Here is a 22,930-nt window from a genome sequence, read left to right on the forward strand (position 1 = left end):
TAAACATGAAAAAGATAAATATATATATTCTCATCGCGCTCGCTGTTTTTTCTTTGTGCGGCAGCAGTTGCAGTAAGTTTTTGGAGGAACAACCCCAGAGCTTTACAAATTCCGGGTCCTTTTATCAAACAAAAGCCGAGGCACTTGCGGGGGTGAATGCCTGCTACATCAAGCTCTACAATGTGTTTAATGAAAACCTGATGGCTGCAACGGAATTTACTACCGACCTTACCTACCTCGATAACGGCGGCGTGGATATGACGTTTGGAATATCTCCGTCAAATCCCGGAGTAGGAGATGATATTTGGACTGCAGCCTACAACGGTATAATGATCTGCAATGCTACTATTGCCGGTATTCAGCGCTCGCCGCTCGCCGATTCCACCAAACCTGCTTTAATAGGCGAAGCCGCTACCATGCGGGCCTTGTATTATTATGTACTCACCAGTATGTTTGGAGATGTGCCTTATTATACCAGCGATGCCAGCGCCAATTTTGACGGGTTGATACAGGTAGCGCAGATGGGGAGAATGCCTGCGGCAGCCACCAGGGACAGTTTGATCGCCGACCTGAAGAAATGGGCACCGGCAATGCCTCAAACGCGGAGCTCCTCTATCGCCAATAACCGGGTGGGGGCTGCAACAGCCTATATGCTTATTGGCAAAATGGCGCTCTGGAATAAGGAATGGGATGAATGTATTGCAGCCATGCAGCAGTTAAAGAATATCTATGGCGCTTTGTCGCAATATTCATTAACAGATACCTGGTTCCGCAACAAGAACAAAGCCGAATCTATTTTTGAAGTGCAATACACATATGCGGCAACCGGTATTGCGAAGGTTTCCCATGTTGCCTGCCAGTTAACACCTACCAGGGCTACGGGCAAAGACGTTTATGACGGGGTTAGTATTCCGGAACTGGGTACTACTGCTACGGTTTATACTTCAGCAACGCCTACGAAATATTTTATGTCCCTCTACGATACTACCGATCCGCGCAGAAATATGATCCTGGCGTATACGTATAACAGTACCTGGTTCAACCGGCCAAAATCCGGTAACTATACCGGTAAACCATGGATGGGCCCAAAATTCTGGTGCCCGAATATGGCTACCGCCAACGACGGAAATAACCAGAAAGTTTTTCGTTATGCCGATGCGTTGTTAATGCTGGCAGAAGCATCCAATGAAAAGGGCGATGCCGTAACAGCCATGGCGGCGCTCAACGAGGTAAAAGCCAGGGCCAAAGCCAGTTTTGTACTTACAAGCTATCCGGGTAAAGATGCTTTTCTGGAAGAAGTGAAAAAGGAACGCGCCCGGGAGTTGACGGGGGAATATATGCGCAGATGGGATCTGGCGCGCTGGGGCACGTTTTTCACCGCCGTGGAAACGACCGCGGCAGCCGAACTGGCAGTAATTAAAACCAATTTGCGGCCTTATCATGAATTTTACCCAATACCCCAGGCAGAAGTGGATCGCTCAAAAGGAGTTTTAACCAATGACGCCTACAATAAACAATAAACAGTATTTTCTCCTGTTACGAAAAAAATGAAATTATGACTCGGATAATATTTTTTGTGGTTGGGCTATTGGCAGTGGCTGGTTGCACAAAAGAAGCAGCCTTCCATACAGACCTGGCAATGGATCAACGCGTTATTATAGCACCCGCCACCGCTGATACAGTGAATATGGTCGTATATTCCAGCAGTAGCTGGACAATGGAAGCGATTGACACCGCGCCCTGGGCTACTATTTCAAAAGGCTCGGGAAGCGGAAAAACATATGCAACGGTTATTACAACAGACAATAGCGCCAACCTGCCCCGCAGCGCGAGGTTCGTGGTAAAATCAGGCGCAAAAGCCGATACCGTTCAGTTGGGGCAAAAAGGCATTGTGCCTGCAATAGCTATTACGGCAACTTCGGTAGCGGCTCCCGCCGCCGGAGGCGCCATCCAGACTGCCATCAACACGAATCTTCCATTGAATATAATGAACGTAAGTTATACTTATGATGCCAATGGCAGCGACTGGATCTCGGGATTACAGATTGCTAACAATAGTTTGTCATTTAATGTGGCGGCAAATGGAACAACGGTGGCCCGCACGGCTACTATCTTGCTTAGCTACCTGGACGCGATCGGCAGCACCGCTAAAGATTCGGTAAAGGTGACCCAGCCCAAGCCATAAATATAATTACACATGAAAAAATTATTAACTACAGCACTGAGTACCTGTTTGGCAGCGTTCCTGTACGCCCAGCAGCCCCCGAAGCCGCCGGTGAGCTACACGGATGCCTTGTCTCTCAACCTGATCGGGCAGGTGTTCCCTTTAAAGAAAAGCTATCACCGGATTGATACGGCTGTTTATGCTGACTTTTCTGCGGGTATTAAAAGACTGCTCACCAACGGGGCGGGCCTTGCAATAAGTTTTAAGACAAATAGTCCCCGAATTACTGCTAAATGGTGTGTGACCAATGCCCGGCCGCACAATAATATGACGCCTATTGCCGATAAGGGATTGGACCTTTATATCAAACGGAATGGTAAATGGGAATTTGCCGGTGTGGGCAGGGCCGATGCGGTATGCAATGAATTTGTGATCGTGCAAAATATGGATCGGACCGAAAAAGAGTGCCTGCTTTATTTACCCTTGTATGATGAAGTCAGAAGCCTGTCGGTTGGGGTGGATAGCGGGTACCAGCTAACGCCGGGCGAAGATCCTTTTCCCAAAAGGGTAGTGGTTTATGGCTCCAGTGTTACACAGGGCGCATCAGCCAGCAGGCCCGGGATGGCTTATCCCGCAAGGCTTTCGAGAGAGATGGGCGTTCATTTTTTAAATCTTGGTTTGAGTGGAAGCGGCAAAATGGAACGCAATGTGGCCGATATGCTGGCAACTGCTAAAGCAGATGCTTTTGTGCTCGATTGCTTTGCGAACCCGAGCCCGGAACAGATCAAAGAGCGGACGGCCTACCTGGTGAAAACAATCAGGAAGATGCATCCCGACGCACCGATTGTGATGATCCAGAGCATCATACGGCAATCAGGGAATTTTGACTCAACGGTAAGAAGATTGGTAGAACGGCAAAATGAAAATACGCTGAAGCAATATGAACAGTTGAAGAAGGACGGCATACAGCGTCTTTACCTGATCCGGGGAGAAGATCTTTTGGGTAACGACCATGAGGGAGCAACAGACGGCATCCACCCTAATGACCTGGGCTTCGACCGGATGCTACAAGTGATCAGGCCGGAGATGATTCGTATACTTAAATCAAATCAGGTAATAAAATAATAGTCAATAGATGAAAAAAAGGATCATTGCCCTTCTCACGGCATTCATATGCATAGGAAATGCGGGCGCACAATCTGTAAATAATGCGCCTGTAAAATTGAGAGTGGCTACTTATAATGTGGGCCATTTTAACCAGGGGATGAAGGGCGGACTGGAAGTACGAGGAAAAAATTACTACCCAGATAACAAAGCCGTAACGGGTAACTATATTAAGCAGGAATTATTGGCCTGGAGAAAATGGATAGGGGAGCAAAGCCTGGATCTTTTTTGCGTGCAGGAATGGAACCGGTACTTCGACCAGGACAGCACTTTTATTGCCGAAAATGAACTGTTAAAACCCTATTATAATAATATTTATTTTGGCGACCAGCATCCCTGGATCTACAACGGCATTGCCACAAATTACCGCTTAACCAACCTCCACCAGAAATACTGGTTCCAGGATTATTATGCGTTGATCGGCGACCTGCAGATCGGCAACAAAATCATTAAGATTATTTCTACGCATATTCCCTGGAAAAAAGAGGGCCATAAACCTGCATTGGATTCCATAATTGCTGAGCTGAAAAAGTATGACCATTTTATCTGTTTTGGAGATACCAACTCTTCAGACGAAGAATTGCTGCAATTCAGCAACGCAGGCTTTAATATTGCCAATGGCGGCTACCAGGGATGGTTTATGACCACTCCGGGTAATGTTAGTTTAGCGGGTATGAAAGATGGTCCCAATCGGCATATAGATGAAATTATCACCAGTAAGAATATTAAGATCATGAAGGTTTCAGCGCCCTACACCCGTTTAAATGATATGGATCATTTGCCGTTGATCGCAGATGTAATTATCACTCCGTAATAAGGCTGCCCGGCTAAAGAAAGGGGAAAATCAAACCACATAGCTTATGTGCCTATGTGGTTTTACTATTCTCACGCTATTGTTTGCTTATAGGGTGCAATGCGGCAGAGCCAGGCGGGCTAAAACTCCATCCCCTTAAAACTTTCCAGTTCTTTTGCAACTGCTGAAAGAAAGGTAGCGCCTAATGCGCCGTCTACTACCCGGTGGTCATAACTCATGCTCAATACCATTATATGCCGGATGGCAATGCTGTCGCCCTGGGGCGTTTCAATAACAACGGGCCGCTTTTTAATAGCGCCCACAGCAAGGATGGCCACCTGCGGCTGGTTAATGATAGGAGTGCCGGAGATACTTCCAAAAGTACCCACATTCGTTAAGGTGAAGGTGCCGCCCTGGGTGTCCTCCGCTTTTAGTTTATTGTTGCGTGCAGCATCGGCCAAACCATTTACCCGTTTGGCAAGCCCGGTAAGGTTTAACTGGTCTGCATTTTTGATCACCGGTACAATCAGGTTGCCACTGGGAAGTGCCGTGGCCATACCAATATTAATATCCTTCCTGATAATAATTTTATCACCTTCAATCGAGCTGTTGATCAAGGGGAAGCGCTTGATGCATTTGGTGATCGCTTCTATAAATAGCGGAGTGAACGTGATCTTAGTACCTTCTCTCTTCTCAAAGTCCTTTTTCACTTTTTCGCGCCATAACACCATATTGGTGACATCAGCCTCCGAAAAACTGGTTACATGCGGGCTGGTGTGCTTGCTGCGCACCATATGTTCCGCAATCAGCTTACGCATGCGATCCATTTCCACGATCTCTACATTATCCCCGTATTTTGCTAAATCGGCCGGCGCTGCTTCGGCGCGGGTAATGGCGGGAACCGTGTTGGTTGCCGCCGGTTGCGACGAACCGCCGGCTCCTGCCTTCGATCGGGTTGCCACATAACTCAGGATATCATTTTTTGTAACCCGCCCCTCTTTACCGGTACCGGCAATCTGTTCCAGTTCCGACAATGGAACGCCCTCACTGGCTGCAATCGTCAATACCAGCGGCGAATAAAATTTACTGAGGCTGCCGCCGGCTGTTCCCACACCGGGGGCAACTTTTATTTCCGACGAAACGATCTCAAAGTCCTGTTCTTTCTCCGGTTCGGCTACCACAGTTTGCCGGGGGGGTGGGGTGGCAATTGCCGCCGTTTCATGCGCTGCATCAACTGTTGTTCTTATCCGGGCAATAACGGTACCAATGGGTACCACATCATTCTCCTTAAACAAAATAGCTTCAATGACCCCCGCCGCGGTGCTGGGCACTTCGCTGTCTACCTTATCAGTGGCAATTTCTAAAACGGTCTCGTCCATTTCAACAGGATCGCCCACCTGTTTCAGCCATTTCAAAACAGTAGCCTCCATAATACTTTCGCCCAGTTTGGGCATTACCAGATCCTCTAAAGCCATAGCACTTGTTTATTAGGTAAAGTTATTTAAAAAACTGCGCGACAAAAATAGGAATTTGAATGCTAACTTTTGTTAGTTTATGCGCTTGCGAAAACTATTGGGGGTAATTATTGGGTTCCTGGCTTTAGTACTACTATAAACTTTTGTTGCGTCGCACTCTTGTGCTGCTGTATTACTATCGGCAGGCACTGCTGGCAAAGTGGTAAATGACCGCCATTAAACCCTTTTCTTAATGCGCTTAATCTTAATGATTCAAAAAAATTTGTTGAGGGCTGTCTAAAACATAAAAGTATAGCGCTACAAAAATTGGCACAATATTTTTTTAAATACTTAACTTGCTCATAAAAGCAGTATGCCTTTAATTTTTCAGGAAGCAATTAATAATTTTACACGATTAGCCATTTGGAAAATTGAAGAGGACGAAGCCTTTTTTAAAGAAAAAGTTCCGTTGCATCGTCAGGTTACACATTGGCATAAGATGTTACAGCACCTGGCGGGGCGGTATTTATTGCAGCATTTATTTCCCGGATTCCCCCTTCATTTAATACAAATTGCTGATACCAGGAAACCGTATATAGCGGATGATGCTTTTCATTTTTCTATCTCGCATTGTGGTGATTTTGCCGCGGCAATTGCGAGCACGCAGGAGCGTGTAGGCATCGATATTGAACTGCCGGTTAACAAGATATTACGTATTCAGCATAAATTTATTAGTCCTTCCGAAAAAGATATTTTAAACCCGCTGTTGTTGGAGGAATATACCCGGATATGGTCGGCCAAAGAAGCCGTTTTTAAATGGTATGGTGCCGGTGGTGTTGATTTCAGAGAGGATATCCGGCTTACGGATTATGATGATGCCCGCACCTGCTTTCGGTGTCATTTTATAAAAACAAACGATTGGCTCAATGTGCATCTGAAGCAGTTGAATGGCTTGTGTTTGAGTTATGTGGTAACGGGACAGGCAAATGTTCATAGTTAATAGATCATGGTTCATGGTGTGCCATCAACTATGATCTATGAACCATAAACCATGAACTATGAACTAACGACCATTTCCTTCGCATTTTCCAACGCTGCTGCGGTGGGCTTTTCCCCGCTCAGCATTTTGGCAACGGCAATGATGCGCTCATCGGTATCCAGTTGCCGGATCCCCGTTCTTACCTGGCTGCCGGCTGCTTCTTTGTAAACAAAATAATGCGCGTCCGCCCGGCCTGCGATCTGTGGCTGGTGTGTAATGCAAATGACCTGCCGGCTGGCAGCAAGTTCCTTCATTATAATGCCTACCTGTTTGGCGGCTTCGCCGGAAATGCCGGTATCAATTTCATCGAATATAAGGGTAGGAAGGTTCATCCGCTCTGCTACCAGGCTTTTAATACAAAGCATTAAACGGCTTAATTCACCCCCACTGGCTACTTTATTTACGGGCTTGAAGGAGCCGCTTTTATTGGCGTCAAATAGAAAATCAACAGCATCCGCACCGTTCATACCCGGCGGCTTTTTCTCAAAAGATACTTTTAGCAAAGCATTGGGCATGCCTACCTGGGTCAGCAAAACGGCTACTTTTTTTTCAAAAGGAGCGACCTGTTTTTTACGCGCTGCAGCAATAGTCTCCGCCAGCGTTTCAACTGCTTTCAATTGCTGTAGGGTGGTCGCTTCCAGGGCGTCTATATCTTCCTGTATATGCAGCACTTCCTGCAGCTTTTCTTCCAGCGCTTTTTGAATGGTCAGCAGTTCATTGGTAGACTGAACCCCATGCTTTTTTTGCAGCTTGTAACCCAGCGACAATCGTTCATTCAGCGTTTCTATTTTTTCAGGGTCGTAGTGGATCGTGCTGCTCAAATGTTCCAACTCGGCTGCTATATCCCGAAGCTCTGCCTGGGCGCTGAAGAGGCGGTTGATCAATTCCGGAAGACTTGTATGATAATTGCTGTAATTGTTAAGGGTGTTAAGGATACTTTTTAATTGTTGCACCAGGGGTTGTTCCCCTTCTTCCAGTTCGTTATAAGCCCGGGCCAGAGCAGATTTGATCCCTTCGGAATTTTCCAGCAGCTTTAGTGTGGCATCCGTTTCTTCCAGTTCATTTTCTTTAAAGCCGGCCTCGTTTAATTCATCATATTGAAACTGGTGATAGTCGCTCTCTTTATTGAACTGTGCCTGCTGTTCTTTTAATTGCTCCAGTTGCCGTTTGTTTTGCTGCCAGCCGGCAAAAGCGGCCTGGTATTGTATCAGCAGTTTTCCATTACCGGCAAGCGCATCCAGCACATGTACCTGGAAATCGGTATCGCCGAGTTGTAACGTATCAAATTGTTGATGCAGATCTACCAAAAGAGAGCTTAATTGCTGCAGTTGCGGCAGGTTCACCGGTGTATCGTTAATAAAAGCGCGGCTTTTTCCATTGGCAGTAATCTCCCGCCGTATGGTGATTTCAGACAGGCGGTCCAGATCATTGGAATTTAAAAAACTATCGATCTCCTTTACTGTTCCGGGAGCGAAAATACCTTCAATAACGCATTTCTTTTCTTTGTTTACCAGGGAGCCGGAATCAGCACGGGCACCAAGGATCAGGTTCAGGGCGCCTAAAATAATTGACTTGCCCGCACCGGTTTCCCCGGTTACGATATTCATCCCCCCGGAAAAATCAATTTCCAGGGTCTCAATAATTACATAATTCTTTATATCTAACCGTTTCAGCATCGCAAGGCAAATTAAGGAAAAATTCAGGAGCCTGATTAAAAAGAAGCGGGACGGAAAGGCGGGGATGTTCTATTCGCTTCCCGTTTCACCGCCTTCCCGGCCCCGGGCTTCAATAAAAACCCCCACTCTTACAAGTGGGGGAAAATAAAAAAGAAAAAATAATTCAATTATTTTGCTTCAACATTGTTGTTCAGCTCTTCATCAACCAGGATGCGGCCGCAGTTTTCGCAGGCAATGATTTTTTTGTGCTGTTTGATCTCGCTTTGTTTTTGAGGAGGAATGGAATAAAAGCATCCACCGCAGGCATCACGTTCTACCGGTACCACAGCCAACCCATTGCGGAAATTACCGCGGATCTTTTCATAGCTGGCCAGCAAGCGGGGCTCTACATTCTCCTTGGCTTCTTTGGAAAGTTTCTGGTATTCTTTTTCTTCTTTTTCATTGGCGGAAATGATTTTTTCCAGCTCTGCTTTTTTCACTTCCAGTACACCTTCTTTTGCTCCCAGGTTCTTTTTAGCCTTTTCCAGCAAGATCACTTTATCAGCAATCTCTTCATTTGCATCCTTGATATGCTTTTCAGCCAGTTTGATCTCGAGTTGCTGCATCTCAATTTCTTTATTGATGGCTTCAAACTCGCGGTTGTTCTTTACATTTTCGCTGTCTTTTTCGTATTTCTTAATCAGTTCTTCAGCTTCTTTGATGGCGTTTTTACGCTCTTCAATGAACTCTGTAACCCCGTTAATTTCTTCTTCAATTCGCGTTTGGCGGGAGCGTAAGCCCTGGATCTCATCTTCGAGATCAGCTACTTCCATAGGAAGTTCCCCTTTTAAGATTTTAATCTCATCCAGTTTACTGTCGATCTTTTGTAAGTGGATCAATGAACTCAACTTTTCTTCGATTGAAAACTCTTTAACTTGCGGCATATCTAATTAACTGTTTGACTATTTTAAAATTCCTTAAAAGTACTGAACAGGATTGGTATTCACTGTTGTTTTAAGGACGGCAAAGTTAGGGAATTTTTCCTGTAAAATGTTGCACAACAGCTCAATGGTAAATTGCTCACTTTCGTAATGCCCGATGTCTGCAATTATAATTTGCCCGCCGGCATCAAAGAACTCATGATATTTTATATCTGATGTAATATATATATCTGATCCTGAATTGATTGCGTTTTTTATTAAAAAGCTTCCGGCACCCCCGCAAACACTTATTTTTTTGATTTTTTTACCCATGAGCGCTGTATGTTTCACTACAGACAGGCCAAAAGCCGTTTTTAATTTTTGTAAAAAATCAATTGCTTCCATTGCTTCAGGGAGCTCGCCGGTAATTCCGGAGCCTATTTCCTGGTGGGGATTTTTAACGGGAATCAATTCGTAGGCCACCTCTTCATAGGGGTGATTTTGTTTTAAAACAGCTACCATTTTATTGCGCAGCCAGGCCGGGTACAACAGCTCGATTTTTAATTCTTCACCTTCATGCCGGCTACCAACAACACCGGAATAGGGGTTGGCTTTTGCACCAGGAAAAAACGTGCCTTTACCCAAAACACTAAAGCTGCATTCTTTGTAGTTGCCGATAGTGCCACCGCCGGCATCAAAAAGCGCATCCAATACTTTGTCCGCTGCTTCGGCCGGAACAAAAAAGAACAGCTTTTCTAACAATCCTTCTTTCGGGGCCAGGACCTTTAAATTGACAAGGCCCAGTTTTGCCGCGATCTGTGCATTTACGCCTTCGATCACATTATCAAGGTTCGTGTGAATAGCATAAAGTGCGATGTCATTTTTTATGGCTTTAATAACGGCGCGTTCTACATAATTGTTTCCGTTTATTTTTTTTAGCCCCGAGAAAATTATGGGGTGATGCGCTACCACAAGATTGCACCGTTTTTCGATCGCTTCCTCCAACACCGCTTCTGTGGCATCCAGGCAACAAAGGATGCCGGTACAAGCCTGCGTTGCCTGCCCGGTTAAAAGGCCGGCATTATCATAATTTTCCTGCAAAGCAGGCGGCGCAAAAGATTCCAGCACCTGTATAACAGAACCAATGGTCATTGTTTTTAGATTAAAGATAAGGAATGAAGGGCGAGTACCATTGCGCAATTTCGAGCTGCCAGTCAAAAAATAGCCGGAAAATCGGGAAGGCGGGAAACCCTGGTTTTATCGCCGTTACCTTATAAGCTAACCACCTTACCAACCTAAAAAATATTTTTGATTATTTTCATAATAGCCTACTTGCACAGTTGCGAATATTATAAAAAGAATGCCCGCCCTATCGGGGCATAATATTGGTAGCATAACGGTGTCCCCGATTTAAAAGCGCGTAGCGGCAACAGATTTGTTCGACAATTAATGTGTTCAGATTACAGATCGTTTGCGATGGGTGCATAACCTTTTTCCGATTCGTGAGGACACGAATCGGGGCGGGCAGCCGTGGCGTGTGTCCTCACGCGCCACGCCAGAAATAAAAATGTTATGCACCCCTTGCTATCAATGCATCAAACGCAAGCGAAAAATTCCGCAAATTTTCTTTAAGCCCCGGATCGCGCAAAGAACCGCCGTCATTAATTTTTCCTTTAATGCCCTGCACCAGCAGGCAGGTCTCCGGCGTAAACCGGGCATCGAGGGTTCGCATAATGAGCTGTAGTTCGGCATGCCCTTTACTGCCGTTGGCAGAGGCGGTGATAATACCCAACGGTTTTTGTGAGAACACGGTTGTGGCCACGCACCATTCCAGCATATTTTTGAGCCGTGCAGGAATACTGAAAATATATTCCGGGGTTGAAATGATGACGCCGGCGGCAGCGGAAATCGCATCTCTTAATGCTACGACCTGCGGTGGCGGCGTTTCGATGGTTTGTTCAGGATCAAAATGCGGTAACACTGCAAGATCTTCCCAAAGGGCAAATTGCCAGCTTGGATTGAGCTCTTGCAGATATTGTATTAAAAAAAGATTAGAAGAGTTGCGGCTGGCACTGCCGACGATTGCTAAAATGCGGGGAGTATCCGTCATATCTTTTATGAATTATCGCATCTGCGAGACTTAAAAATAAGTTTTTTATGATTATTCACTATTGCCACAGAGCACTGAAAAACGCTGTGGCTTTCTACCCCGATTAAAAAACATCAAGAAGAACAAACACTGAAGGTTAATGAAGCAATGCCCATTTTCAAATTTCCACATTTTCAAATTTTCAAATTTGAGTTTGCTGCGGGCCTTTGGTATCCTTTTTCTTCCAATAATTTTACGGCATAGTTGTACACCCGGTCCAGCATATCTGGCACCCCTTTTTTATCAAAAAGGGAGTATTGTGTCATGCCATCGGGATTAAAGAAAATATCGCAGGCGCGCCCTTTCTTATCGATGGTACTTCCGATTGCCAGGTGAATGACCCTGTCGAAAACCTTACGGGCGCTGATCTTGCGCATATCGTCGTATACCAGTGCATTCATGTGTGAACCGATCAGGAAATCGCATTTATTATAGATCGGTTCAATGGGCAGGTTGTTTAAAATGCCGCCATCCATATAGACCTTACTCCCAATGCGGATCGGCGGAAAAATATAGGGAATGCTGGAAGAGGCCAGCAGCGCCTGGAATAACTTGCCGTCCGAAAAATATTCCAGGCGGCCATGCGTGATCTCCGTAGAAGCAACGTAAAGCGGAATTTTAAGAACGCTGAAATTGTCTTCAGAAAAATATTGAGCAAACAATTTTATTAAAAAGCTTGGGTTGAAAATACCGGTGGTGCCCAGCCGGAATGAGGAACGGGAAAAAAAAGTAGCCTGCTCTACGATCGTGCGCATTTTATCCGGTGTGTAGCCGGCAGAATAAAAAGCGCCGATAATAGCCCCGGCGCTGGTTCCTGACAAGATCTGAGGACGTAATCCAAACTCTTCCAGGGCTTTTAAAATAGCAATATGCGCCACCCCGCGCATGCCACCGCCGGAAAGTGTCAGTCCGATTACGGGTTGCTTCTTTTTAAAGGAAAACCAGGTCATTGCGAAATGTAAAATAAGAAATAAAAAATGTAAAAGGGTTATTGCTCAAAAAGGGCAAAGCTGCCTCCGGTCCAGGTTTTGTCTTTATTAAAACGCACGCCGATCATTTTTCCTTTGCTCAGGCGCGCCAGGTTATTGCTAGGCCGGGGCCGGGGGGCGCCATCCTCCCAAAAATAAAAAATCCGGATCTCTGATTTTGCCGGTTCATCCGGTGTTTTTATAACGGCAGCATAATTTACTTTCTTTTGAAGGATCCAGTTCTCAGGATCCGGGATTTGCTGTATGTCCGCCCGAGTAACATCAATCACCACGCCCTGGCCCGCAAAGGAAAACAAGGGCTTTAGCACATAGTTTTCAAGGTCAGAAGGAATGGTAGTTATCTCATTCAGATAACGGGTTTCCGGGATGTTGGGGTGCTGGATCAGCGGCAGCGTAAATTTGCTGATCCGGTAAAACCAGTTGGGGTGCGTTACCCATTCCACCTCAAGCTCATCAAAAAGAATTTTTGCCTTATCCCGGACCTCCGGCGCCTGTTGTTGCAGCTCATCAAAAATAATACGGTTATATATCCTTTTGATAAGGGTTTCTTTCCCTTTATTGAGGTAATAAAGCTGCTGCCCTTTTTTTATCAGCTCGGTTACGCAAACCATTTTAACGTCCAGGTATTCCTCCGTACAGTAAAAATCAATATTTGTTTTTTGCTGTTGCGGGAAGATCTCCAACAGGATCACATTTTCCGGCTGTTCATTGCCCAGGATGATCTTTCTCAAAAGGGATAAATAGGTCTCGCGGTTTAATCCGCCTAAATAACTCGAATAATGTTCCGGGATCTTAAAATGTTTATCATATACATCGTCCAGGAATACTTCATAAGCAAAAAGGCTGGGGAATCCCTGCATTTCGATCAGTTGCGGTTCCAGTATACCTTCGGCGTTCTCGCAGATGCCAAAATCGAAAGCAATAAAATGAGGGTAGCTGTTCTCGTTCTTTACTGCATAATTTTCAGGGATGGCCCGGTCGGTCTGTTCTTTAAAACCGGGTTGCAGGATCACATCCACAATGCTTTCGCAGGCATCAAAAATTTTTCTTGAAAAATCTTTAGGCACAAAAACCGGCGTTTCCGCCATGCGGAATTGCAAGGGCTGGTATTTACTATTCAGATCATGTAAATAACTATCAAATTTTTCCTGGGTAAAAGCAGCGTTGTATGCGGCTCTGAGCGCTGGAACCATAATTATAATTTATAATAACAATATACAGTATTATTGTCAGACGTAGTTACTTTTCAGTAATTAACCTATTGGTTTCAGGTTTCAGGATCTCGCGTTCAGCATTATGCGTTCTGCATTACGCATTAAGCATTCAGCCCTTTTTGATATCTAAATTCATCTTAACTTGCGCGCATGAAGCATTTAAGTGCCCTGGGCAAATATTTCTGGAAGTACCGGGTGCGATTAGGAGCAGGTATTCTGTTTGTGGCATTGTCCAACTATTTTAACGTGTTATCGCCACAGCTAATGCGTTTTATTATTAATTATGTGGACGCTTCTCTTTCGTTAACGGGCAGGCAGGGTACCGGTGAAACAAAAGGGTATGCCATTCTTGTAAAAAAAATCATTGCAGCTATCACGGGGTATAATAGTATTACCCGGGTGGTTTTGATTGCCAGCATTATTATTTTACTGCTGGCATTGCTGCGTGGATTCTTTATGTTCCTGATGCGGCAAACCATTATTGTCATGAGCCGCCACATCGAATACGACCAGAAGAACGAAGTATATACCAAATACCAGCAATTGGACAGCCGCTTTTTTAAAGCACATACTACAGGCGACCTGATGAACCGCATAGCAGAAGACGTAAGCCGGGTGCGCATTTTTACCGGGCCGGCGATCATGTATGTAGTCAACCTGCTCACCACTATTGTGCTGAGTGTTTTTTTTATGCTGCAGAGTAGTGTGGAGTTGACTATTTATGTACTGGCACCGCTTCCCGTATTGGCCGTGATCATCTATTTTGTAAACAGCAATATTCATAAGAAAAGCGAAAAAATTCAGGCAGCCTTATCGGACCTGACGACCAACGCCCAGGAATCATATTCCGGCATCCGGGTGATCAAATCGTTTGTGCAGGAAAAAGCCATGTATCATTTCTTTGCAAGGAACAGTGAAAAATACCGGCAGAACGCAATCGCCCTGGCACGCGTGGAAGCCGTTTATTTCCCGTCCATCCAGCTATTGATCGGTATCAGCACTTTGTTTACGATCATGATCGGCGGACTATATTACATTAGTCATGAGCACGGCGTTACCCTCGGCACCATTGTTGAATTTATCGTGTATGTAAATATGCTCACCTTCCCGGTAAGCGCTATAGGGCTTACTGCGAGCATGATACAGCGGGCAGCCGCTTCACAAAAACGGTTAAATGAATTTTTAGATATTGAACCGGAGATCAAAAATAAACCCGGAGCCCGCTCTGTTGAGCTTGAAGGGAATGTTCAGTTCGGCGATGTCAGCTTCACCTATCCGGATACGGGTATAAAAGCATTACAGCGGTTTGACCTGAAAATAAGAAAGGGAGAAAAAATTGCTATAACCGGCCGAACCGGCAGCGGAAAGACTACGGTGGCGCAGCTTTTGCTGCGGTTGTTTGATGCCGATAGCGGCGCCGTTTTGGTTGATGAGCATAATATAAAGGATATTGATCTTTATTCTTTGCGGGAACAGATCAGTTATGTTCCCCAGGATGTATTTTTATTTAGTGATACCGTCGAAAACAATATCCGTTTTGGAAAACCGGAGGCCAGCAGGGACGCTGTAATTGCTGCGGCAGCAATTGCCGGAGTGGCGGGGGAAATTAATGGTTTTGAAAAAGGATATGACACCCTGATTGGTGAAAGAGGCGTAACGCTGAGTGGTGGCCAGAAACAGCGCATCTCTATAGCGCGGGCCTTAATAAAACAATCGGCGATTGTTATTTTTGACGATTGCCTGAGCGCTGTTGATGCAAAAACGGAGCAGGAAATTATGGGACGCCTGAATGAATTCCTGAGCGGCCGCACTTCCATCATTATTACACACCGGGTGTTCTCCCTGCTGGGTTTTGACCGGATCATTGTATTGGATGAAGGAAAAATAGCCGAACAGGGCACACACGAAGAGCTAATGAAGATACCTGAAGGCTTCTATGCCCGCTTATATAACCGCCAGCAAATGGGAATAGAAGAGGAAGATGCAGAGAATTAGCGCGTTAGAAGCGTTGAAAGTTTTTTTTCTAAAATAGATAAATTGTTAAAAAAATATTCCCAAAACTTGTATATATTTAGCTTTTATTAAAAACATACATATATTTGTTTGTGTTAAAAACTATTTGACTTAACAAAAAAGAAACACGTGGAGAACGAGCATAACGATAGAAAACTGGAGAGCATCTATAGTAAGAGGTTGCGCGCAGGAAAAAGACGGACTTATTTTTTTGACGTAAGGGCAACCAAGGGTAACGACTACTATCTTACTATTACCGAAAGCCGGAAGCGGTTTGACGATAATGGATACGACCGGCATAAAGTATTTCTCTACAAAGAAGATTTTAATAAATTTTTGAAAGCATTGAATGAGGCTATTGATTTCGTAAAAACGGATCTGATGCCTGATTTTAATTTTGATGCGTTCAATCATGAAGATTATGATGAAGACGGTGTGAACGATGGTAGTCATTCGCAGGCTGCAGTTGTAGCGCCCCTGGCTCCGGAGCCCGTAGCTATTGTTACTCCTGCTGTGGAGGAACCAGTAGCACCTGATGTTGAAGAAAAGATCCCAGATAATATTGAATCCAATCCTTCAGAAAATACAGCGTCTTCCCAGGGGCATGAAGAGGTGGAAAAATGGTAATAAGAATATTTATTCAGAATTGGAGCGCTTCATTTTCGAGGCGCTTTTTTTATTTTATTTTTTCCGTTGTTCCCAGGAATATCCAGCAGCGGATTGGAAACAATGATCGGCTTGGCTTTTACCACATTGTTTTCTGCTTCTAATTCTATTTCCCCGATGATGATACTTTGAGGGCATATTACCGAGTAGAGTAAATTATTTTTTAATTGCAGCTCCTGCGAAGCCATGATAAATCTTCTCAGGCTACGCATGTTCAGGTTAGTAAATTTTACACCGGTAAGCATTTCTTCCTTCAGCGTAGCGGTATCAACCCGGTACAGGTAGGCGGCCTGTCCGTAGCTCAACGACACATTTTTTGCAATATAAGCGTAGGGTAAGCCCTCTTCCTTTGCTGCCTTTACCAGTTGTTTTTTCATCTGCTCCTGTATAACTGCGGTATCGGAGGTTAATTGTAACACGCCGGCGCTATAGCTTCTTTCACCCGAAGCAAAACCACGGGAAACCGGGAATTTTTCTGTGGGCGTTCGGCCGTTTAAAAGGCTTTTTAAAATGCCATTTTTTATCAGGACCAGCGAGTCCGGCGGCGTTACTCCGTCGTAGTCCGCAAAAAAGGACCCGGTAGTCGGTTGACCGTTATAGCTTTTCAGGTGCGGCAGGGCTGTAAGTGTAAGCGGGGAGGCGATCAATTTTTGTCCTAATTTATCTTCGTAAAAAGTAGTGCTGTTGTCGGGGTAAAGGATCGACTTCCGGTTTACGGCTAACCCATACCTGAAAAAACTGGTGACAAGATCCGTCAGCGCATCCCCCTCAAACAATACCGGGCCTAAATAAGATCCTTCAAAACGGGGCGCTTTTTCGCGGGCTTCCATTCGTTGGATTATCTCTTTTATTTGTATTTCCAGGTTTTTATAATCCGGAAGCTGGTGGATGTCTGTCACATATTCCGTGTGCAATTCGCTGATGGTGTTTCCATTGGTTGCGGGCATAGATGCTGCAATGGTCAGTACGGTTTGCGCAACGGGTTTCCGGTTTATAACGCCTTCGCTGGAAACAAAGTACTCTTCCGCGTTATTGATCGTTAAATAGCAGGCCGATGTGGTTATTTTTGGATAAGGAATAAACAGCGCGGAAAGTTGCTGCAGCAGCGGTTTCCAGCGGTCAATAGTTGCTGCCGGGATCTTTTGAATAGAGCCGTAATCTTTTATTACGGGTGTTATTTTGGAAAAATCATCGAGGGCTAATTCTTTTTGATCAACCGTTACCCGCTTCAATGCAGCGGCAGCCGCATTATATTGCTGCGCGGTATTCTTATAAACACGATCGGTTTCGAGCCAAAGCAGCCGCCGGATCTCATCTGCATTGTCTTCTTCAGGCAAGGCAATATAGGACCCGTTATTAAATAGATAATCAAAATTGCGATGATAATCACCCACCAACAATTTGACGGAGGCCGTACGGGATTGATCAACAGCAGAAAAGGGCGTAACAATATGCCCTCTTTCGGCCCTCAACGTTTGCGAAAGCGTATTGCGCAGTTTGTAGCTGATAAAAAAAGGCTTCCCCAGGTTGGGTAATTGCAGTTTTTTTATATTACGATCCAACTCTTCCGACAGCACTTTTACATAAAAATTATCTTTCAGCTCCTGCGCGAAAGGTGCCGATATAATAGAGAAAAAACAAGCAGACAGCAATATTCTTTTTATCATTAGACGGTTCTTGTTGTTAAGTGATGCGCTTATACCGATGTGATATCCGTAATAGACCTTCCAATAAATCGGAATCATTGGCCTAAACGGCTATCATTCCGATAGCTATCGGAAGCATTATACGGGAAAGTATAGGTCTCCATTATAATTCATTTTCGTATTATTTATCCAGGTCGGGCCGTGGCAATACTGGCAGGCGCTCATTAGACTTGCTCTTTTTCTGGGTTTCGATCAGGTCTACGAAAATAGAGGGCGCTGTTGCTGAAACCGGCACCCAGCCTGATCCGGAGCCGCACATGCCATTAAAGGTTGCCGTTTCGTTGTCGGCCGCTATGATCCTCCGGAACATCGATAGGGGCGTTCCGATCAGATCCACACCCCGCACCAGTTCATCGGGTCTGCCATCTGCATACACCCGGTACACTTCTGTTGGCATTACGTTAAAAGCATTAGGGGTGGTGCGTCCAATGCTGGTGAAGCCGCCCTGCACATCTTCAAAATAATAGCCATAGGCTTTGCCCTGCCTTTTTATTTCAGCACGCAGCAGGTCCTTTAGTTCCGCCGCGGTTTTGGGAGCGGTACTGGTTACGATCAGGTTGCTTTGCCGGCTTTCCGGCGTGCCTCCGGGCGCCGTCCGGGCATGGCCGTTCGATCCGGTAACACCGTTTATGGGCGTCCGCGTCATCAGGAAGCCGCGTAAAATACCCTCCTGGACTACGTCCACCTTTTGCGCTTCTACGCCTTCATCATCAAACCGGTAAAACCCGTTTACTGTAGCGGCGCCTACTTTTTTAACAGTAGGATCAAGGGTGATGCTCAGGAAGGAGGGAAGCACTTCTGTGCCGACCTTATTTTTAAAAGTATGGCCGTCAAAATCGCTTTTCATTCTTTTTCCTTCCAGCCGGTGCCCGAAAATTTCATGAAAGAATACGCCGGCGGCGCGGCCTGAAAGAATGGCGGGGCCAACAAAGGGATCTGCTACCGGTGCGGTGCGCAAAGCGGAAAGCTTAGCACTCATGGCCTTTATGTCTTTCAGTACGCTGTCTCTTGCCGGAAGTTCTTTAGGGTTATAGGCGAAATACATGCGGAACAAGGGAAGCTCCATCCCATCATTCGCTTTCGTATAGCTGTAAACAGATTGCCAGGCGCTGGTGGCGTTTTCTATAATAGATGAACCTTCTGTGTCGGTAAAATACTTTCGGGTGATCTTAAATTCCAGTATCGCCGCCCCGGCAAGCAGATCGGGATTCTGTTTTAGGAGACCGGAATAGGCAACGAGGTTTTGTTTTATGGCTTCGATATCCGGTCGTAACTGATCGTAGTTGACCGGCTTATCATAATAGGATACTTTTTTGGCGATCGAAAAATCGGCTGCCGTATCTTCCTCTGCTACTTTGATCTTTTTATTGGTGATCACCTGTTCGTACACCTGAACGGCATTCTTATAGGCGTTATCGGTATTTTTCCAAAGTGCCAACGTAACAATGTCGGCATCGTCAGATAGGGGAACGCTGCCCGGGAACTGATTGAAGGAGCTGTTATGCGTATTATCCAGTTGGTAGCTTCCCAGGCGTAGGGCAGGAGTAAAGATGCGATACCGGGTAGAATCAATATTCAGCACTGCTCCAAAAGAAGTACGTATGGTGTAGGTGGTAATATCATCAACCCGGTAGCTCATATAATACAATCGTTCATCAGCGGCTTTTAATTGGGCAAACTCCCGGGCGAGTTCCTTTGAAAGCAGGCCCATTAATTTATCCTGCCCCCGGGCAACGGAGGAACAATACGTTATTATGATGAATATAGAAAACAGGCGCAGGTAAAGACTCATGATAATTGGTTCTGATTATTCAGCGATCGGTATACGGCTTTTGGTTGAAGATACTATAATTAGTATGAACTTTCTCTGGAAGTTGTGCTAATAATATATTAAATATAAATGCATTACACCAAAAGAAGAACCGGTTGCCGGGAAGCATATCGTGAAATAAAAGGCTGCCCGCTACTATACGAATGGCGCCCGCAGGTTTTGTGTATAGCATCTCAATTTTTTACCACTGAGGGGCTAATAATTGGTTTTATTGATCATAAGGCCGGGACCTTTTTTATAATTGAACTTTTTATATAAACCAGTTGAATCAGGCAGGGGATAGGTCCTGCGCCGGTTGTTTGGCCGGATAAACTTAACGGAGTCGATGGAAGGTTTTTCCCAGAAATTGGGCATGTTTTCCGGAGGGCGCACCGCGCGGCCGGGATTAGGCATGGTCTTTTTAGTGCCATAAGGCAGCAATACAGGCATATTATCCAGCTTTGCGTTGCCTATATAAAATTTGTCGTTAAGCTTTTTAATACTTGCAGTATCAATAACATCAGGGTTTGGGCTGGTGGGAAATTTATAAGAAGGTGAATTTAAAAGCAGGACAGGCGTCTGTCCAAATGAAAACTGACTGTTGCCGGCAAGCAGGATTACAAAAACCAGGTATTTCATATTCTGTTTTCGGAGAAGATGCTATAAACCGGCTTATTACATAAAAAAATTGCATCTTCAACAGAAAAGTTTGGGGCCGGAAAGGCATTAAGGCGGTAAATCAGCAGGGGCGATTGAAAACATTATCTTTCCGCATTTCCGGCTTCCCGGCGCTTATTTTTACCTACCCTTTCAATTGCTTTACGGCTTCAGTAAGTTTCGGAACTACTTCAAAAAGATCGCCTACAATGCCATAGTCGGCGGCTTTGAAAAAAGGCGCTTCAGGATCCTTATTGATAACAACAATGGTTTTACTGCGGTTGACCCCGGCCAGGTGTTGTATGGCACCAGAAATACCCACCGCAAGGTAAAGATTAGGGGCAATAGCGCCACCGGTTTGCCCCACGTGTTCATTATGCGGACGCCAGTGCGCATCTGCTACGGGACGGCTGCAAGCCAATGCTGCATCTAAGGCTTTGGCCAGATCTTCCAGGATGCCCCAGTTTTCAGGCCCTTTCATTCCACGCCCTCCGCTTACTACGCGTTCGGCTTCCGCCAACGGCACTTCCGAAGTCTGGCGCTGCACGCTGGTAACTTTTATTTTGGGAGCGTTTACTGTAACATCGGTTGGAACTACTGCTGCAGCCCCTTCGCCGGCTTCAGCCGTAAAGGAATTAGGACTTACACTGATGATCTTTACAGGAGTAGTGATTTTTACGTTTGCAAATGCTTTACCGGAAAAAACTGATTTTTTCACTATAAAATCGCCACTGGTTTCAGGCAATGCTGCTGCCCCGGAAACCAGACCCGCTTTCAGGCGTGCTGAAAGTCTTGGGGCAATTGCCTTGCCATCCGTATTATTTGAAAACACGATTACGTTTGCGGCCGCTTTTTCGGCAACCTGTGCCAATGCTGCGGTGTAAACCTGTGCATCAAAATGGGCTAATGCTTCATTGGCCACCTGGTAAACTTTTGTAACGCCGTATTTCCCGAGCGCCGCCAGGTCGTCTTTAGCCGGAGCCAGTACCACGCCTTCCGCCGGTACGCCCAGTTGCTGCGCCAGCTTCGCTCCATAGGTTAACACCTCGAAAGATGTTTTCTTTACTGAACCTTCTTCATTTATATCGATAAATATTAGAACAGACATTTTTAATTTATTGTTTCTTGTTTGTCGTTTATCATTTATCGTTTGTCGGTACGACTAAAAACCATAAACCATAAACTATAAATTATTATTTGCTTAGATCACTTTTGCTTCTTCATGCAGCAGGCGTACCAATTCCTGCACATTATCCGGGTCTACCAATTTTACACCTGCTTTTGCGGGGGGCAGACTAAACGCTTCGATAACGGTGAGGGGATCGTTTGCCACCGGCTCTACTACTTTTAAAGGCTTGGTGCGTGCCGCCATGATGCCGCGCATATTGGGGATGCGTTGCTCCGCCATTCCTTTATTACAGCTTACCACAACGGGAAGCGTTACTTCATTTACTTCTTCGCCGCCTTCAATTTCCCGGGTAATGGTTGCAGTAGTTCCGTTCAGTTCAAATTTTGTCGCCAATGAAACATAGGGGAGATCCAGTAGTTCGGCCACCATGCCCCCAACAGAGCTGCCGTTATAATCGATCGTTTCTTTTCCTAAAAATATAAGATCATAGTTTCCCTCTCTTGCATTATGTGCGATCTGTGAGGCAATGCCAAAGCTGTCGAGGTTGTCTGCGTTTACACGAATCGCCTCATCACCGCCCAGGGCTAACGCTTTGCGAATGATAGCGTCCGAATCAGCGCTGCCCACATTAATAAGGTGAATGACGGTAGCGGGATCCGCTTCTTTTAACTCAATGGCTCTTACCAGGGCGTAATATTCGTCATTGGGATTAATGATCCACTGCACGCCTGCTGCATCAAATTTCGTATTATTATCTGTGAAAGCTATTTTTGCCGTTGTATCTGGCGTTTTACTTATACAAACTAAAATCTTCATGCTCGAATTACTTTTTAAAAGTTGTTTATGCAACTAAATAAAGATGACAGGGGCAAGATAATTAAAAAAATGAATCAAAATGAACCGGATCGTCAAATTAGAGGAATTATTGAAGGAAAATCCGGGAGATGCTTTTATGAATCATGCGCTGGCATTAGAATATGTGAAGCTGGGGGAAGACGTCAGGGCAGAAGCGCTGTTCAGAAGCATTTTATCCACCACGCCGGATTATGTCGGAAGCTATTATCATCTGGGCAAATTATTGGAACGAAAAAGCGACGAGGCAGGAGCAGTACTTATTTATAAAAAAGGGATGGAAGCGGCAAAAAAAGCGGGAGATACTCATGCTTATGGTGAATTAAGGTCGGCGGCCGAATGGCTCGAATTCTGATGTTGTTTTTTTAGTTGCCACTAATGCACGAATATTATCCCATAATACGCTCTGATTTTTTTAATAGTTCATTCGTGTATTTGTGGCATTAATATCCATGAAGTTGTTTAGACTTTCAGAATTTTTGCATTTCCCTAAGATAACGCCGATTTTTTTGCGCTCCCGATAGCCATCGGGAGCGCAGAAAATCAATCTGCGGAT

The 22,930-nt window shown here is 45.2% G+C and carries 20 protein-coding genes; 8 read left to right on the forward strand and 12 right to left on the reverse strand.

What is annotated here, in order from left to right; genetic code table 11:
• Positions 1-5 precede the first annotated feature (5 nt).
• The 4 genes from NIASO_RS03515 to NIASO_RS03530 are packed head-to-tail and all read left to right on the forward strand — an operon-like array spanning position 6 to position 4,142.
• Positions 6-1,520: a RagB/SusD family nutrient uptake outer membrane protein gene (locus tag NIASO_RS03515; RefSeq protein WP_008583451.1), complete on the forward strand. Its 1,515-nt coding sequence runs from the start codon at positions 6-8 to the stop codon at positions 1,518-1,520.
• A gap of 35 nt (positions 1,521-1,555) precedes the next feature.
• The gene (locus NIASO_RS03520) at positions 1,556-2,185 is read left to right on the forward strand and encodes a BACON domain-containing protein (protein ID WP_008583450.1); all 630 of its coding nucleotides are present in this window, start codon (positions 1,556-1,558) and stop codon (positions 2,183-2,185) included.
• A gap of 12 nt (positions 2,186-2,197) precedes the next feature.
• Positions 2,198-3,289 carry an SGNH/GDSL hydrolase family protein gene (locus tag NIASO_RS03525; protein ID WP_008583448.1) on the forward strand — a complete coding sequence of 364 codons (1,092 nt, stop codon included), beginning with the start codon at positions 2,198-2,200 and terminating at the stop codon, positions 3,287-3,289.
• 10 nt (positions 3,290-3,299) lie between these two features.
• A complete protein-coding gene (locus tag NIASO_RS03530) occupies positions 3,300-4,142 on the forward strand; it encodes an exonuclease/endonuclease/phosphatase family protein (protein ID WP_008583445.1) in 843 nt (280 codons plus the stop codon).
• 119 nt (positions 4,143-4,261) lie between these two features.
• On the opposite strand, the gene NIASO_RS03535 is transcribed toward NIASO_RS03530, so the two are convergent.
• A complete protein-coding gene (locus NIASO_RS03535) occupies positions 4,262-5,596 on the reverse strand; it encodes a dihydrolipoamide acetyltransferase family protein (RefSeq protein WP_008583443.1) in 1,335 nt (444 codons plus the stop codon).
• Between the two features lie 352 nt (positions 5,597-5,948).
• Between NIASO_RS03535 and NIASO_RS03540 the strand changes: the two genes are divergently transcribed.
• Entirely contained in the window at positions 5,949-6,575 is a 627-nt protein-coding gene (locus tag NIASO_RS03540) for a 4'-phosphopantetheinyl transferase family protein (protein WP_008583441.1), read from the forward strand.
• 56 nt (positions 6,576-6,631) lie between these two features.
• Here the strand turns inward: NIASO_RS03540 and recN are convergent, their stop codons facing one another.
• From recN to NIASO_RS03570, 6 genes are all read right to left on the reverse strand, one after another.
• On the reverse strand, positions 6,632-8,290 hold the full coding sequence (recN, locus tag NIASO_RS03545; RefSeq protein WP_008583439.1) for a DNA repair protein RecN: 1,659 nt from the start codon (positions 8,288-8,290) through the stop codon (positions 6,632-6,634).
• Positions 8,291-8,457: 167 nt separating this feature from the next.
• Positions 8,458-9,213 (reverse strand): zinc ribbon domain-containing protein, encoded by a 756-nt coding sequence (locus NIASO_RS03550; protein ID WP_008583438.1) that lies wholly within the window; start codon positions 9,211-9,213, stop codon positions 8,458-8,460.
• A 33-nt stretch (positions 9,214-9,246) separates the two neighbouring features.
• Positions 9,247-10,341 carry a Nif3-like dinuclear metal center hexameric protein gene (locus NIASO_RS03555; RefSeq protein ID WP_008583436.1) on the reverse strand — a complete coding sequence of 365 codons (1,095 nt, stop codon included), beginning with the start codon at positions 10,339-10,341 and terminating at the stop codon, positions 9,247-9,249.
• A 418-nt stretch (positions 10,342-10,759) separates the two neighbouring features.
• On the reverse strand, positions 10,760-11,299 hold the full coding sequence (locus NIASO_RS03560) for an NADPH-dependent FMN reductase (protein ID WP_008583434.1): 540 nt from the start codon (positions 11,297-11,299) through the stop codon (positions 10,760-10,762).
• A 173-nt stretch (positions 11,300-11,472) separates the two neighbouring features.
• Positions 11,473-12,288 carry a patatin-like phospholipase family protein gene (locus NIASO_RS03565; protein ID WP_008583432.1) on the reverse strand — a complete coding sequence of 272 codons (816 nt, stop codon included), beginning with the start codon at positions 12,286-12,288 and terminating at the stop codon, positions 11,473-11,475.
• A gap of 38 nt (positions 12,289-12,326) precedes the next feature.
• Complete coding sequence (locus tag NIASO_RS03570; RefSeq protein WP_008583430.1) at positions 12,327-13,520, reverse strand: hypothetical protein; 1,194 nt, start codon at positions 13,518-13,520, stop codon at positions 12,327-12,329.
• A gap of 171 nt (positions 13,521-13,691) precedes the next feature.
• On the opposite strand from NIASO_RS03570, the gene NIASO_RS03575 reads away from it, so the two are divergent.
• Positions 13,692-15,536 (forward strand): ABC transporter ATP-binding protein, encoded by a 1,845-nt coding sequence (locus tag NIASO_RS03575; RefSeq protein ID WP_008583429.1) that lies wholly within the window; start codon positions 13,692-13,694, stop codon positions 15,534-15,536.
• A 147-nt stretch (positions 15,537-15,683) separates the two neighbouring features.
• On the forward strand, positions 15,684-16,181 hold the full coding sequence (locus tag NIASO_RS03580; RefSeq protein WP_008583427.1) for a DUF3276 family protein: 498 nt from the start codon (positions 15,684-15,686) through the stop codon (positions 16,179-16,181).
• Positions 16,182-16,210: 29 nt separating this feature from the next.
• Here the strand turns inward: NIASO_RS03580 and NIASO_RS03585 are convergent, their stop codons facing one another.
• The 5 genes from NIASO_RS03585 to NIASO_RS03610 all read right to left on the reverse strand — a co-directional run bounded on the left by NIASO_RS03585 (position 16,211) and on the right by NIASO_RS03610 (position 22,338).
• Positions 16,211-17,887, reverse strand: a complete 1,677-nt coding sequence (locus NIASO_RS03585) for a metallopeptidase TldD-related protein (protein WP_008583425.1) — start codon at positions 17,885-17,887, stop codon at positions 16,211-16,213.
• 160 nt (positions 17,888-18,047) lie between these two features.
• Positions 18,048-19,718, reverse strand: coding sequence for a metallopeptidase TldD-related protein (locus NIASO_RS03590; protein WP_008583424.1), 1,671 nt, complete (start codon positions 19,716-19,718; stop codon positions 18,048-18,050).
• Positions 19,719-19,952: 234 nt separating this feature from the next.
• Entirely contained in the window at positions 19,953-20,375 is a 423-nt protein-coding gene (locus NIASO_RS03600) for a hypothetical protein (protein ID WP_008583420.1), read from the reverse strand.
• A gap of 163 nt (positions 20,376-20,538) precedes the next feature.
• Positions 20,539-21,501 carry an electron transfer flavoprotein subunit alpha/FixB family protein gene (locus tag NIASO_RS03605; protein ID WP_008583418.1) on the reverse strand — a complete coding sequence of 321 codons (963 nt, stop codon included), beginning with the start codon at positions 21,499-21,501 and terminating at the stop codon, positions 20,539-20,541.
• A gap of 93 nt (positions 21,502-21,594) precedes the next feature.
• A complete protein-coding gene (locus tag NIASO_RS03610) occupies positions 21,595-22,338 on the reverse strand; it encodes an electron transfer flavoprotein subunit beta/FixA family protein (protein ID WP_008583417.1) in 744 nt (247 codons plus the stop codon).
• 79 nt (positions 22,339-22,417) lie between these two features.
• Here NIASO_RS03610 and NIASO_RS03615 point away from each other — a divergent pair, with 79 nt between their 5' ends.
• Positions 22,418-22,729, forward strand: coding sequence for a tetratricopeptide repeat protein (locus NIASO_RS03615; protein WP_008583415.1), 312 nt, complete (start codon positions 22,418-22,420; stop codon positions 22,727-22,729).
• Positions 22,730-22,930 lie beyond the last annotated feature (201 nt).

The sequence above is a fragment of the Niabella soli DSM 19437 genome (assembly GCF_000243115.2).
Classification (GTDB): domain Bacteria; phylum Bacteroidota; class Bacteroidia; order Chitinophagales; family Chitinophagaceae; genus Niabella; species Niabella soli.